General features: G+C 66.5%; 14 protein-coding genes. 10 read left to right on the top strand and 4 right to left on the bottom strand.

Going from position 1 to position 13,267, the window contains the following annotated elements; all coding sequences use genetic code 11:
* The 5 genes from ACAX61_RS12050 to ilvD all read left to right on the top strand — a co-directional run bounded on the left by ACAX61_RS12050 (window position 1) and on the right by ilvD (window position 5,295).
* Window positions 1-573: a type II secretion system protein GspJ gene (locus tag ACAX61_RS12050; RefSeq protein ID WP_370715082.1), complete on the top strand. Its 573-nt coding sequence runs from the start codon at window positions 1-3 to the stop codon at window positions 571-573.
* Window positions 570-1,454: a type II secretion system minor pseudopilin gene (locus tag ACAX61_RS12055; protein ID WP_370715083.1), complete on the top strand. Its 885-nt coding sequence runs from the start codon at window positions 570-572 to the stop codon at window positions 1,452-1,454. Before ACAX61_RS12050 ends, ACAX61_RS12055 begins: the two co-directional genes overlap by 4 nt.
* An 18-nt stretch (window positions 1,455-1,472) precedes the next feature.
* Window positions 1,473-2,234: a tryptophan 2,3-dioxygenase gene (locus ACAX61_RS12060; protein WP_370715084.1), complete on the top strand. Its 762-nt coding sequence runs from the start codon at window positions 1,473-1,475 to the stop codon at window positions 2,232-2,234.
* On the top strand, window positions 2,231-3,376 hold the full coding sequence (locus tag ACAX61_RS12065) for an aminotransferase class V-fold PLP-dependent enzyme (protein WP_370715085.1): 1,146 nt from the start codon (window positions 2,231-2,233) through the stop codon (window positions 3,374-3,376). The genes ACAX61_RS12060 and ACAX61_RS12065 overlap by 4 nt, the downstream gene beginning before the upstream one ends.
* Window positions 3,377-3,444: 68 nt before the next feature.
* A complete protein-coding gene (gene ilvD, locus ACAX61_RS12070; RefSeq protein WP_370715086.1) occupies window positions 3,445-5,295 on the top strand; it encodes a dihydroxy-acid dehydratase in 1,851 nt (616 codons plus the stop codon).
* Window positions 5,296-5,373: 78 nt separating this feature from the next.
* On the opposite strand, the gene ACAX61_RS12075 is transcribed toward ilvD, so the two are convergent.
* Window positions 5,374-7,116, bottom strand: coding sequence for a fatty acyl-AMP ligase (locus ACAX61_RS12075; RefSeq protein WP_370715087.1), 1,743 nt, complete (start codon window positions 7,114-7,116; stop codon window positions 5,374-5,376).
* 198 nt (window positions 7,117-7,314) lie between these two features.
* Between ACAX61_RS12075 and ACAX61_RS12080 the strand changes: the two genes are divergently transcribed.
* From ACAX61_RS12080 to ACAX61_RS12090, 3 genes are all read left to right on the top strand, one after another.
* Entirely contained in the window at window positions 7,315-7,836 is a 522-nt protein-coding gene (locus ACAX61_RS12080; RefSeq protein ID WP_370715088.1) for a regulatory protein RecX, read from the top strand.
* Window positions 7,837-7,941: 105 nt separating this feature from the next.
* A complete protein-coding gene (locus ACAX61_RS12085) occupies window positions 7,942-8,466 on the top strand; it encodes a cold-shock protein (protein ID WP_370715089.1) in 525 nt (174 codons plus the stop codon).
* A gap of 5 nt (window positions 8,467-8,471) precedes the next feature.
* Window positions 8,472-8,948, top strand: coding sequence for a DUF192 domain-containing protein (locus tag ACAX61_RS12090; RefSeq protein WP_370715090.1), 477 nt, complete (start codon window positions 8,472-8,474; stop codon window positions 8,946-8,948).
* A gap of 10 nt (window positions 8,949-8,958) precedes the next feature.
* Here the strand turns inward: ACAX61_RS12090 and ACAX61_RS12095 are convergent, their stop codons facing one another.
* Together ACAX61_RS12095 and ACAX61_RS12100 are read right to left on the bottom strand one after the other, a co-directional pair.
* On the bottom strand, window positions 8,959-9,726 hold the full coding sequence (locus tag ACAX61_RS12095) for an arginyltransferase (protein WP_370715091.1): 768 nt from the start codon (window positions 9,724-9,726) through the stop codon (window positions 8,959-8,961).
* 131 nt (window positions 9,727-9,857) lie between these two features.
* The gene (locus tag ACAX61_RS12100; RefSeq protein WP_370715092.1) at window positions 9,858-11,111 is read right to left on the bottom strand and encodes a threonine ammonia-lyase; all 1,254 of its coding nucleotides are present in this window, start codon (window positions 11,109-11,111) and stop codon (window positions 9,858-9,860) included.
* Between the two features lie 76 nt (window positions 11,112-11,187).
* Between ACAX61_RS12100 and ACAX61_RS12105 the strand changes: the two genes are divergently transcribed.
* Window positions 11,188-11,526 carry a hypothetical protein gene (locus ACAX61_RS12105; protein ID WP_370715093.1) on the top strand — a complete coding sequence of 113 codons (339 nt, stop codon included), beginning with the start codon at window positions 11,188-11,190 and terminating at the stop codon, window positions 11,524-11,526.
* Window positions 11,527-11,537: 11 nt separating this feature from the next.
* Window positions 11,538-12,392, top strand: a complete 855-nt coding sequence (locus ACAX61_RS12110) for an NAD(P)-dependent oxidoreductase (RefSeq protein ID WP_370715094.1) — start codon at window positions 11,538-11,540, stop codon at window positions 12,390-12,392.
* 6 nt (window positions 12,393-12,398) lie between these two features.
* Here ACAX61_RS12110 and ACAX61_RS12115 read toward each other — a convergent pair whose 3' ends face one another.
* The gene (locus tag ACAX61_RS12115; protein ID WP_370715095.1) at window positions 12,399-13,202 is read right to left on the bottom strand and encodes a DUF4163 domain-containing protein; all 804 of its coding nucleotides are present in this window, start codon (window positions 13,200-13,202) and stop codon (window positions 12,399-12,401) included.
* Window positions 13,203-13,267 lie beyond the last annotated feature (65 nt).

The following is a 13,267-nucleotide window of genomic DNA, read 5'->3' on the forward strand; positions in this document are numbered from 1 at the left end:
ATGTCCGGCACCGGTCCGGCCATGCCGGATGGATTGCCCGCCGACGCCGATTCGCACGGCGCGCAGGCGGGCTTTACCCTGATCGAGCTGATGATCTCGCTGGGCCTGTTCGCGTTGATCGCGGTGGCGGGGCTGGCGCTGGTCGATTCGGTGCTGGGCGTACAGACGCGCACCGCCGCCCGGCTGGACGAACAGGGCGCGCTGGCGCGTGCAATCTATGTCCTGACCAGCGATGTCGATCAGATCGCGCGCGGGCGCATCGTGTCGAACGGACAGGAGTTGATCTTCACCCGCGCCGCGCCGGGACTGGGCGGCGCGCCGGTGGAGCTGCGCTGGATGCGATCCGGCAACGACCTGATCCGCATGGTCGACGGTCAATCGCAAACCGCGCTGACCGGCGTCACCGGCGTCACCGCTCGCTTCTGGGACCAGGGGTGGCAGACCGGCTGGCCGCCCAGCCAGGAACGGGGTGAGGACTGGCCCCGCGCGGTCGAGCTGACCGTGGCGCTGGAATCGCGCGGCAGCGTGCGGCGCGTCGTCGCACTGCCGGCACGACCGACGGCGGGCCCGTGACGCGCCGGGCGGTGCCCCGTGGCGAAGAGGGGCTGATCCTGATCAACGTGCTGTTGTTCGTGGCGATTGCCAGCGGGCTGGTGCTGTTGATGGTCAACCGGGAGGAACTGGCCCTCGACGGCGCGTTGCGGCAGCGCGAAGCCGCGCGCGCTGCGGCAATCGTGCGCGGTGGCGAATTGTCGGCAGTGACCGCGCTGCGCCTTGACGCGGCCGAAGCGCCAGAGGCCGATCACGCGGGTGAGCCATGGGCCACGATTGCCGAAAGCGGCATTGCGATCAACGGCGGCACGTTCGACCTGACGGTCGCGGATGCCGAGGGGCGCTTCAACATCAACAATGTGCGCACCGGCGAAGCATCGGCGGTGATCCTGTTCCAGATGATCGCACGCGATGCGGGGCTGGACGATGAACAGATACTTCAGGCGATCGCCTATGTCCGGGGTGCGGGACCGGTGACCGACCTGCGCCCCATTCGGCTGGCCGGGCTGGACCCGGCGGCGGCGGCGCGGCTGGAATCGATGGTGACCGCGCTGCCCAGCCCGACCCAGATCAATTTGAACGCCGCGGGGCGTGAGCTGCTGACGCTGATGCTGCGCGATCCCGTTGCGGTCGAGCGGCTGCTGGCGATTCGCGAGCGGCAGGGGTTCCTGACGCGTGAGGACCTGACGAATGAAAATCTGTCGACGCCGCCGGGCACGCGGTTTTCTTCGGATCATTTTTGGGTCCGCACCCGCGCCACCATCGGCGGTACGGCCCAACAGGCTGCTGCCCTGATCGAACGCCGCGCACTTAAGGACGGATCGCGCGAGACGGTGGTGGTCGAACGCTGGCGCAACGCCGCGATCCCGCCCGGCGTGCCCGACTTCCCGCCGGCGGCTTAGCACGCTACCCCATCGGTCATGGCTCGTTCGATGACCTATGGCGACTATCTGGCGCTCGACACGCTGTTGGGTGCCCAGCATCCGATTTCGGACCATCCCGACGAACCGCTGTTCATCGCGATGCACCAGACACAGGAATTGTGGATGAAACAGACCATCCACGAACTGGAACAGGCGCTGGCCATGATCCGCGCCGACCGGCTGGCACAGGTGTACAAGGTGCTGGCCCGCGTCAGCCGCATCCAGTCGGTGATGACCGCGTCATGGGATGTGCTGACCACCATGACAGCGATCGATTATACGCGCTTTCGCACTGTGCTGGGCACCAGTTCGGGCTTTCAGTCGGACCAGTTCCGCACGATCGAGGTGATGATGGGCTTTCGCGACGGCCCCCGTCACGGGCCGATGACCCATGCCGCCGCCGCAAAGCCCAGCTTGTGGGACGAAGCGAACGGCGCGCTGGCACGGGCGGGCCTTGTGGTGCCGGCAAGTGCGTTGGCGCGTGACTGGTCCAGGCCCTATGTTCCCGATCCGGGGGTGGAGGCGGCATGGGCCGCCGTCTATCGCGACGAACGGCGCTGGTGGCCGCTTTATCAACTGGCGGAAAAGCTGGTCGATCTGGACGAAGCCTTTGCCACATGGCGGCACAAGCATGTGCTGACCGTCAGCCGCATCATCGGGCACAAGCCCGGCACCGGCGGCACCGGCGTACATTATCTGGAATCGACGCTGTCGCGGCGCGCCTTTCCCGAACTCTGGTCGTTGAGGACGATGCTGTGAACAGCTGGAAGCACCTGTTCCAGCGCGCGCTGGCCGCCGCGCCCGACCGGCTGCACATGGCCGCGCACAGCCATCATCTGTGGCCCGATGCCAGCTGGCTGGGCCAGCAGGCCGCCTGGGAGGATGCCGCGCGGCTGGCTGACACCAAATGGCGCCGCGTGATGGACGAAATATGGCCCGCCGCGCAGGCGCATGTCGCGCGCGAACTGGGGCTGCCCGATCCGGATACGGTCTGCTTTTCGGGCAATACGCATGATTTCCTGATCCGCATCGCCTCTGCCGTGGACCGGCGGCCGATCCGCATCCTGGCCACCGACGGCGAATTTCACAGCTTCACCCGGCAAGTCGCCCGTTGGGTAGAGGCGGGGGAAGCGGTGCTGGAGACGGTTCCGTGCGACGACGCACTGGAAGCGCAGATGATCGAACGGGCGCTGTCGGGCGAACATGACCTGATCGTCGTCAGCCACGTCGCCTTTGGCACGGGCCGCGTGTTTGGGGCACTGGATCAGGTGGCGGCGGTCGCGCGGCCCGACGGGCCATGGGTGGTGGTCGATGGCTATCACGGCTTCATGGCGGTCGAGACGGACCTGTCGGCCATCGCGCCGCACGCCTTCTATACTGCGGGCGGTTATAAATATGCGATGTCGGGGGAGGGGATCGGCTTGCTCCATGCGCCGCCGGGATTTGCGTCGCGCCCGGTGCTGACCGGCTGGTATGCCGCGTTCGACGATTTGAGTGCCCCGCCCGGCGGGGTCGGCTATGCCCCCGATGCCCGCCGCTTTCTGGGCGCGACCTTTGACCCGTCGGGCCTGTACCGGTTCGTGGCGGTGCGCGACATGCTGGCGCGCGAGGGACTGTCGACGGCGGTCATATCGGCACATGTCGCGACGCTGCGCGAACAGCTGATCATCGGGCTGGACGGATCGCCGCTGGGCGATGCCGAGCTGGTGAACGCCCCCGGCATCGGCCCACAGGCCCGCTTTCTGGCGCTACGCAGCCCGCGTGCCGCCGAATGGCAAGCCACGCTGCTGTCGCACGATGTGATCACCGACCTGCGCGGCGACGTTTTGCGGATCGGCCTGGGCCTGTATCACGATGCGCGCGACATCGACGCTTTTTGCATGGTCGCACGACAGATTTAGTGCGCTGGCCTTTTGGCCGTGAAACATGCATAGCGCCACGCCAGTCTGAAGTTTCAGGAAATTGCGTCATGCCTGCCTATCGTTCCCGCACCACCACTCATGGCCGCAACATGGCCGGCGCTCGCGGCCTGTGGCGCGCGACGGGGATGAAGGACGAGGATTTCGGCAAGCCGATCATCGCCATCGCCAACAGCTTTACCCAATTCGTGCCCGGCCACGTCCATCTGAAGGATCTGGGCCAGCTGGTCGCGCGTGAGATCGAGGCGGCGGGCGGCGTTGCCAAGGAATTCAATACCATCGCCGTCGATGACGGGATCGCGATGGGCCATGACGGCATGCTCTATTCGCTGCCCAGCCGCGAACTGATCGCCGATGCGGTCGAATATATGGTCAACGCCCACTGCGCCGACGCGCTGGTCTGCATCTCGAACTGCGACAAGATCACGCCGGGCATGTTGATGGCGGCGATGCGGCTGAACGTGCCCGTCGTGTTCGTGTCGGGCGGCCCGATGGAAGCCGGCAAGGTTGTGATGCGTGGCAAGGAACGCGCGCTCGACCTGGTCGATGCGATGGTGGTCGCCGCCGACGACAGCTATACCGACGAGGAAGTGAAGGCGATCGAACGGTCGGCCTGCCCCACCTGTGGCTCATGCTCGGGCATGTTCACCGCCAATTCGATGAACTGCCTGACCGAAGCGCTGGGCCTGGCACTGCCGGGCAATGGTTCGGTGCTGGCCACGCATGCCGATCGTGAAAAGCTGTTCCGCGAAGCCGGGCACCTGATCGTCGATCTGGCCAAGCGTTATTACGAGCAGGACGACGAAACCGCCCTGCCGCGCAGCATCGCTACGCGCGAGGCGTTCGAAAACGCCATGAGCCTTGACATCGCGATGGGCGGGTCGACCAACACGGTGCTGCACCTGCTGGCCGCCGCGCAGGAAGGCGGCGTGGATTTCACCATGGCCGATATCGACCGGCTCAGCCGCCGGGTGCCGGTGCTGTGCAAGGTCGCGCCTGCCAATTCGACGGTCCATATGGAGGATGTCCACCGCGCGGGCGGGATCATGGCGATCCTGGGTGAGCTGGAACGCGGCGGGCTGGTCGATCCTTCGCTGCCCACGGTGCATTCGCCGACGCTGGGCGACGCGCTGGCGCGCTGGGACATTGGCCGCACCAATTCGGAAGAGGTCCGCACCTTTTTCCGCGCGGCCCCCGGCGGCGTCCCCACACAGGTGGCGTTCAGCCAGTCGCAGCGTTGGGACGAACTGGACATCGACCGCGCGGGCGGGGTGATCCGTTCGGTCGACAATGCCTTTTCCAAGGATGGGGGTCTGGCGGTGCTGTTCGGCAATCTGGCGCCGGAGGGGTGCATCGTGAAGACTGCCGGGGTCGACGAATCGATCCTGACCTTCCGCGGCACGGCGCGCGTGTTCGAAAGCCAGGACGCGGCGGTGGCCGGTATCCTGGGCAACATGATGAAGCCGGGCGAGGTCGTGCTGATCCGCTATGAGGGGCCAAAGGGCGGGCCGGGGATGCAGGAAATGCTGTATCCGACCAGCTATCTGAAATCGAAGGGGCTGGGCAAACAGTGCGCGCTCGTCACCGACGGTCGTTTTTCGGGCGGCAGCTCAGGCCTGTCGATCGGCCATGTCTCGCCCGAAGCGGCAGAGGGCGGGCTGATCGCGCTGGTGGAGACGGGCGATCCGATCGTGATCGACATTCCCAACCGGCTGATCGCGCTGGATCTGGATGATGCGGTGCTGGCCGAACGCCGGGCCGAAATGGAATCGCGCGGGGCAAAGGCGTGGAAGCCGGTGGGCCGCAAGCGCCATGTCTCGGCGGCGCTGCGTGCCTATGCCGCAATGACGACCAACGCGTCGCGCGGCGCGGTGCGCGATGTGAGTCAGGTCGAACGCTGATCTCGGGCGCCGCCCCGGCCAGTTGCCGGGGCGGACGCCCCGCCCCGGCCAGTTGCCGGGGCGGACGCCGGTTAGGGATCAGGCGGCGATGTCGTAAGGCTTGATCTCACCCGCCAGATACAGGTTGCGCGCCTTGGCACGGCTCAGCTTGCCCGAGCTGGTGCGCGGCAGCGTGCGCGGCGGCACCAGTTCGACAACGCAGTTCATGCCCGTGACCGAGCGCACCCGCTCACGAATCTCATCGCGCAGACGGCTGCGCTCCATGTCGTCGGACGTGCGGCACTGGACCAGTACGGCGGGCGTCTCCTCACCACCGGGGGTGGTGATGGCAAAGGCGGCGATGTCGCCCGCCTTGAAGCCCGGCAGCTGTTCGACCGCCCATTCGATATCCTGCGGCCAGTGATTGCGGCCGTTGATGATGATCATGTCCTTCGCCCGGCCGACGATATAGACATAGCCGTCGGACAGATATCCCATGTCGCCGGTGTCGAGCCAGCCATCCTTCATGCAGGCCGCCGTCGATGCCTCGTCACGGAAATAGCCCTCCATGATCGAGGGGCCACGACACCATACCTTGCCGATCGCCTTGTCGGGCAGCGGGGCGCCGTCTTCTTCCCGGATTTCGACTTCCATGTCGCGCACCGGGCGGCCGCAATTGACGATCGCACGATAACGCTGGGGACGGTCACCCTCGGCCGAAATGCCCGAAAGCTGCGTTTCCTCGACCAGTTCGACGACGATGCCCTCGCCCGGCGGCATGATCGACACCGCCAGCGTCGCTTCGGCCAGGCCATAGCTGGGCAGGAAGGCGGAAGCCTGGAAACCCGCATCGGCAAAGGCGTCGACGAACTTCTGCATCACGTCGGGGCGGATCATGTCGGCGCCATTGCCCGCCACGCGCCAGCGCGACAGGTCGAACCGCTCGCTCGCCTTGGTCTGCGACGACATGCGGCGCGCGCAGATGTCATAGCCGAAGGTCGGCGAATAGCTGAGCGTCGTGCCCGGATTGCGGCTGATCAGGTCCAGCCACGCCAGCGGACGGCGGGCGAAATCCTCGGTCTTCAGATAATCGACCGAAACCTGATTGGCGATCGGCGACAGGAAGCAGCCGACCAGTCCCATATCGTGATACCAGGGCAGCCACGACACGCAGCGGTCGCTTTCGACCAGCGCCATGCCATGACCGTGCGCGGCCAGATTGTTCAGCAGCGCATGGTGGGTAATGACCACGCCGTGCGGAAAGCGGGTCGAGCCGCTGGAATATTGCAAATAGGCGATATCGTCGCCCTTAGCCGGCGGCAGATCGGCGGCGGGCGCGTCGCGGGCGGTGAAATCCTCCCACGCAATCCCCTCGGTCCCGATGCGTTCGGCAGCGGCACCGGCCATCGTCGCCAGTTCGGCGGGATAGAGCAGCAGGCGCGGATCACAGCTTTTCAGCTGGACCGACAGCTGGTCGATATAGCTTTCGCGCCCGCCAAAGCTGGTCGGCAGGGGCAGCGGCACCGGCCAGGCACCGGCATAGACCGCGCCAAAGAACAGTGAGGCGAATTCCGGCCCCGTTTCCGCGACCAGCGCCACGCGCTCACCCGGACGCACGCCCATCGCGATCAGGCGCCTTGCCTGTGCCAGCGCGTCGCGGCGCAGTTCGGCAAAGGGATAGGCGCGCGTCAGCGTTCCGCGCGCGTCATGGAAATTCAGGCCGCGCGCACCGCCCGCGGCATAATCGAGTGCGTCGCCCAGCGTCTCGAAATCAGAGAAGCGGCGGCTCAGCGCACAGGCGCTGGGCGTGGCGTTCAGGGTTTCGACGGCAGCACTGGTCACGAATGGCGATCCCGAATTGTTGTCATATCTCGGCGCTATACCCTTACTCGTCGAGCTCTCACCCGCGCAGCAAAAGCGCAAGCTGGCACCGATCGCACGACGTCGCGTTCAAAATCGACCGCCACTGTGGCACAATCATGGCGCATGGCTCGACGCAACCCCCCTTCGACACCTTTGGATGGTCGCACACTCGAAAGAATGGCGCTGCGCTATGTCGAACGCTTTGCGACGACGCGGGGCAAGCTGACCGCCTATCTCGTGCGAAAACTGCGCGAACGGGGCTGGGCGGGGGACGGCCCGCCCCCGGTGGAGGCGCTGGTGGAGCGCATCGCCGAGCTTGGTTATGTCGACGACCGCGCGTGGGGCGAGGCAAAGGCGGCGGCGATGGCGCGCCGGGGCCTGGGCGCGCGGCGCGTGCGGCAGGCACTGGGCGCGGCGGGCGTGGCGGGCGACGATGCAGAGGCGATTGACCCGCTGCTCGACGCCGGGCGCATCGAAAGCGCGGTCGCCTTTGCCCGCCGCCGCCGTATCGGCCCCTATGCCCGCGAAACGGCGGACCGCGAATTGATCGAACGCCAAGTCGGGCAAATGGTCCGCGCGGGCCACGCCCCCGATCTGGCGCGGCGCATCGCGCGGATAACGCCCGACGACTTGAGTCAACTGTCCCGATCCGAGCAAGTGTCTGGGATAGATGAAGAACTGATCCGTTCGCTTTCCTGAAACACTGTGTTAAGCTAACCTTCGGGGGCTGGAATAATGATGCGTAACGATCCGCTGCGTAGGCCGGACGAACTTGGCGCGCCGATCTTGTCGGAAGGGGGGGGCGTGAGCGGCGAACCGTCTGAAGATTGCGTTCATGTCGGAACGGTCAAATGGTTCGATGTGACTCGTGGATTCGGGTTCGTCGTGGCCGATGATTCGACCGCCGGGGACATTCTTGTGCATTTTTCGGTGTTGCAGGAACATGGCCGCCGCAGCCTGCCCGAAGGGGCGCGCGTGGTGTGCCAGACGATGGCGCGTCCGCGGGGGCTTCAGGCGCGATCGATCCTGTCGATCGACCTGTCCATGGCAGTCGAGGTGCCGGCAACGCGCGCCACCGGCGACCGCATCGAACGGTTGCGCATGGTCGACGAAGCGGGACCGTTCGAACCGGTATCGGTCAAATGGTTCAACCGGCTGAAGGGCTATGGCTTTCTGATCCGGCACGGCCTGGTTGGTGACGTGTTCGTTCATATGGAAACGCTGCGCCGCGCCGGGATCGAGGAGGTCGAGCCGGACCAGCCGCTGCGCGCGCGGATTGTCGACGGTGACAAGGGGCCGCTTGCGGTTGCGGTCGAAAGGCCGGAATAGACGCCATGGTTATGCGTCCCATCCGCCTGGCGCTGGTCGCCGGGATGTTCATGCTTTCGACCGCCTGCTCGCAGGAACCGGAACGCGACGTCGTTTCGGTGACGATCACGACCGACGACGGACAGCGCCAGTTCGAGGCCGAACCGGCACGCACCCCGGACGCGCAGCAGCGCGGGTTGATGTTCCGCACCGACCTGACTGACGAATCGGCGATGCTGTTCTTTCCCTATCCGCCCGGTGGCGAGGCGCCGCGCGAAGCCAGCTTTTGGATGAAGAACACGCCGACGGCGCTGGACATCATCTTCATCCGCGCTGACGGCACCATTGCCCGGATCGGACGCGGTGAGCCGTTTGACGAAAGCCCGGTGTCGTCGGGTGAACCGGTAGGCGCGGTGCTGGAGCTGAAGGCGGGTCGCGCCGAGGCGTTGGGAATTGAAGAGGGCGACAAGGTAAGCTGGCCCGGCGGTCCGGGCGGGAACTGACGCGCCCGCCTCAAACTGTCGCGGATGCGGTCACCGGCGCCGCTTCGTCAGACAATAACTGCCAGCCATTGGCGTTCAGCACCTCTACGGGTTTGAACCGCGCTTTATAGGCCATGCGCGCCGATCCCCGCACCCAATAGCCCAGATAGACATAGGGCAGGCCGATGGTGCGGGCGCGCGCGATATGGTCGAGGATGATGAAGGTGCCCAGACCGGGGCGCGCCGATTCGTCGGGGTCGTAGAAGCTGTAGATCATCGACAACCCGTCGCTTTGCTGATCGGTGATGCATGCGCCGATCAGCCGGCCGGGACGTCCGTCGACCCTGGGCTCGCGATATTCGACGATGTAGGATCGTACCGGGCTATGCTCGACCATGTCGGCATAATCCTGTTCGTCCATGCCCGCCATGCCGCCGCCGGGGTGGCGGGTGTCCAGATAATGGCGCAGCAGCTGATATTGCTCGTCCGTGGCCCAAGGCCGACAGGCATGAACCTCAAGATCCGCCATGCGCCGCACCAGCTTGCGCTGCGTCGCGCCGGGGGTGAAGCCGCTGGCGACGACGCGCACCGACTGGCACGCGTTGCACGACGGGCAACTGGGCCGATAGGCGACCGACTGGCTGCGGCGAAACCCGATGCGGCCCAGCGCATCGTTCATTTCCCCTGCATACGGGCCGCTCAGCTCGGTGAAGACCTTTCGCTCCTGCCGATCGGGCAGGTACGGGCACGGCGACGGGCTGGTCACGAAGAAGCGCGGAAAACGAAACGGCGCGGTCACGCTTGCTCGGGTCCTTCATGGCGCGCGGCGACATGCTGCGTCGAATGAATATGACCCTGACGCAAAACGATGAAAAGCGCGTTTACCAGGAAAGATTCCTAATAGGGATAACCGGCAGGCCCGGCGGGGCGTCAGGCGAGCTCCACCATGCTGACTTCGTAACTGGCATCGCGCAGCGCATTCACCAGGCGGTCGAGATGCGCGCGGTCGCGCGTTTCGCATTCGACGTCCAGCGTCAGCCCCTTGACCGGCAGGGTGGTGAAGATGCGCTGGTGATAGAGTTCGAGGATGTTGACCCCGACCTGATCGAAGATGCGCGACACCTGAAACAGCGCGCCGGGGCGATCCTGAAGCCGGATGCGAAGGCGCGCCAGACGGCCCGACCGCGCCAGGTCGCGCAGCAGCACATTGGCCAGCAGCCGCGTGTCGATATTGCCGCCGCACAGCACGATGCCGATGTGGCGCCCGGCAAAGCGTTCGCGATGCGCGAGCAGCGCCGCGAGGCCCGCCGCGCCCGCACCCTCGACCACGGTCTTTTCGATCTGGAGCAGCAGGCTGACCGATTCCTCCAGATTGCGTTCGCTGACCAGCACGATGTCGTCGACCAGCGCGCGGACGATCTGGGCGGTCAGGCCGCCGGGTTCCTTGACCGCGATCCCCTCTGCCAGCGTATCGCCGCCGATCGGCAGGTCGGCGCCGCGCACCCGGTTGTACATCGACGGATAAAGTTCGGCCTGCACGCCAACCACTTCGATCGGGCGCGGCTGGGCCTTTGCCACGCTGGCGATGCCCGAAATCAGCCCGCCGCCGCCGATCGGCACGACGAAGCAGTCGATGCCGGGCGCGTCTTCCAGCATTTCCAGCGCCATCGTTCCCTGTCCGGCAACGATGCGCGGATCGTCGAACGGATGGACAAAGGTATAGCCGTTCGACGCCTCAAGCGCGCGGGCATGGGCATAGGCCTCGTCAAAGGTTTCGCCCTCTAGGATCACGGTCGCGCCGTGCCCTTCGGTCTGCATCACCTTCACCGTCGGCGTCGGGCGCGGCATGACGATGGTGACGGGGATGCCCAGGCGGATGCCGTGATAGGCAAGTCCCTGTGCGTGATTGCCCGCCGACGCCGCGATCACGCCGCGTTCGCGCTGCTCCACCGGCAGTTGCAGCAGCGTGTTGAGCGCGCCACGTTCCTTGTACGCAGCGGTGAACTGAAGATTTTCGAACTTCAGGTAAACCGTCGCACCGACCATCGCCGACAGCGTCTTGCTGACCAGTGTGGGCGTGCGGACGACCGATCCGGCGATTCGCGCGCGTGCCGCCAGCACATCGTCAAGCGTGACCGGCACATGGGTCGAAGCCGGGGCGGTGGGGACAGGTTGCGTGGCCATGCCGTCCCCCTAGCCGATCGGAACCCAGGGGGGAACCGGGTTGCGATTTGCACGCTGGGCAACAACAATCGGGCGGATGCACCGGCATTTCTTTTCGCTCCGCATCGCTGCCTTTGTCGTTCTGGCGGCGATTGCGGTGGGCACTATCGACCTGTGGCTGCACGGTTTCGTCGTGGTCGCCGATCCTGACCGGCAGATTGCGCGCGCGACGGTTCGTCATGTCGATGGCGATGTGGCGATGCGGGCCATTGCCGATGGTTTCTGGGCAATCCGTCCGCAACGCGCCGGCCGCGTCGTGCTGACGTGCGTCAATGGTGCCGAAGTGCCGGGACAGGATGTGGCGCCGGGCCGGATCGTGCGGCTGACGGTCAAAGCCGATGCCTGCACCGTTGCCCGCGCGCGCGGCGGCGCATAAGGATCGAGGCCATGGCAAGGATCGCATATCTGGGGCTGGGCGTGATGGGTGCGCCGATGGCGCGGCATCTGATCGCGGCGGGGCACGACGTCACGGGCTATAACCGCACGCGCGCCAAGGCGGAGGCGTGGGCCGCACAGCATGGCGGCCATGTCGCCGACAGCCCGGCGCAAGCGGCCGAAGGCGCCGATGCGGTGATCGCGTGCGTCGGCAATGACGACGATCTGCGCGAAGTGACGCTGGGCGAACGCGGCTGTTTCGCGGCGATGGCGCCGGGGGCGGTGTTCATCGACCACACCACGGTATCGGCGGCGATCGCGCGCGAGCTGGCGGGCGCGCGCTCGCTGGTGGTGGATGCCCCGGTGTCCGGCGGGCAGGCCGGGGCCGAGAAGGGTGCCCTTTCGGTAATGTGCGGCGGCAGCGACGACGCGGTCGCGGCGGCGCATCCGTTCATGGCGGCCTATGCCGCGCGGATCGTCCATGTCGGCGCGGCGGGCGCTGGCCAGACGACCAAGATGGTCAACCAGATCTGCATCGCGGGCGTGTTGCAGGGGGTGGCAGAGGCGCTGCGCTTTGCCCAGGCATCCGACCTCGATCTGGACAAGGTGCTGGAGGCAATTTCCGGCGGGGCTGCGCAAAGCTGGCAGATGGTCAATCGCTGGCCCACCATGGCGAAGGACGAGTTCGATTTCGGCTTTGCCGTCGACTGGATGCGAAAGGATCTGGGCCTGACGCTGGACGAGGCCAAGCGCAATGGCGCGACGTTGCCGATGACGGCGCTGGTCGATCAATTCTATGCCGAGGTGCAAAAGGCCGGTGGCGGGCGGATGGACACCAGTTCGCTGGTCACACGCCTGCCGCGCTGACGCCGGTCAGCGCGGGGCGAACGCCTCGCGCCATTCGGGCCGTACCGCCGCGACAATGGCGGGCGTGACCGGCAGCGTCAGGTCATACGTCCCCTCCGCATACGGCCCGGCGACATAGGGGCCGACGAGCAGGCCGACCCGGTCGATCCGCTCGCCATCGCTTGAGCCCAGGATCAGCGTCGTCTCCGCCACCTTGGGGCAATCGTTGAAGGGATCGTCCGATCGTCCGACGGGCACGCCGCGCCGCCCCTGTCGCGCGCGGTCCAGCCGCTGGCAAAAGGCATCGCCCATCGCCGACTGGATGGCTTGCGCGGACGCGAACAGCTCGGTCGGGGCCAGCCGCTTGCCCGCCGCCTTGTCCCACAACAGCGCGTCGAAACCCGGACTGCCATGCGCGCCGCCGGTATAGGCATAGGTTTCCGCCGACAGGCTGAGCAGGCGCGGCGTTTCGGTCACCACTTTCCACTCGATGTTCAGCGCATAGGGGCGATAGGGAAAGCCGCCCTTTTCCGTTTCTCGCCGCCATTCGCCGGTGTCGCGCTTCAACCCGGCAAGCGCCGTCTCCCGCTCCGCATCCAGCGCGCGGGCAAGCGGCGCGATCGCCGCCGCCTCCGCCGGATAGGCATAGGCAAAGCTATAGTCGTCCGTCTCCAGCTTGACGCGGCTGGGGGCGGCGGGCGGGGGTGAGGGGGCGGGCGCAGGCGCGGGCGGGGCGGCGGTGGTGTTCGCCACTGCTTCCTCTGGCGACGCCGTCGGATCGCCGCACGCTGCCAGCATTGCCGACAGCCCCAGAATTGCCACGGTCCGCATCGCACCCTCGCCAAAAACCCGTGGGCATCTTATGGCACGGCCATGCAGCTTCTCAACACGCGCAC

It is taken from the genome of Sphingomonas sp. IW22, assembly GCF_041321155.1.
Classification (GTDB): Bacteria; Pseudomonadota; Alphaproteobacteria; order Sphingomonadales; family Sphingomonadaceae; genus Sphingomonas.

Coding starts and splice junctions, on each gene's coding strand:
- ACAX61_RS12050 (WP_370715082.1), top strand. CDS start 1: ATGTCCGGCACCGGTCCGGCCATGCCGGATGGATTGCCCGCCGACGCC.
- ACAX61_RS12100 (WP_370715092.1), bottom strand. CDS start 11,111: ATGGCCACGCAACCTGTCCCCACCGCCCCGGCTTCGACCCATGTGCCG.
- ACAX61_RS12080 (WP_370715088.1), top strand. CDS start 7,315: ATGGCGCTGCGCTATGTCGAACGCTTTGCGACGACGCGGGGCAAGCTG.
- ACAX61_RS12060 (WP_370715084.1), top strand. CDS start 1,473: ATGGCTCGTTCGATGACCTATGGCGACTATCTGGCGCTCGACACGCTG.
- ACAX61_RS12090 (WP_370715090.1), top strand. CDS start 8,472: ATGGTTATGCGTCCCATCCGCCTGGCGCTGGTCGCCGGGATGTTCATG.
- ACAX61_RS12115 (WP_370715095.1), bottom strand. CDS start 13,202: ATGCGGACCGTGGCAATTCTGGGGCTGTCGGCAATGCTGGCAGCGTGC.
- ACAX61_RS12105 (WP_370715093.1), top strand. CDS start 11,188: ATGCACCGGCATTTCTTTTCGCTCCGCATCGCTGCCTTTGTCGTTCTG.
- ACAX61_RS12110 (WP_370715094.1), top strand. CDS start 11,538: ATGGCAAGGATCGCATATCTGGGGCTGGGCGTGATGGGTGCGCCGATG.
- ilvD (WP_370715086.1), top strand. CDS start 3,445: ATGCCTGCCTATCGTTCCCGCACCACCACTCATGGCCGCAACATGGCC.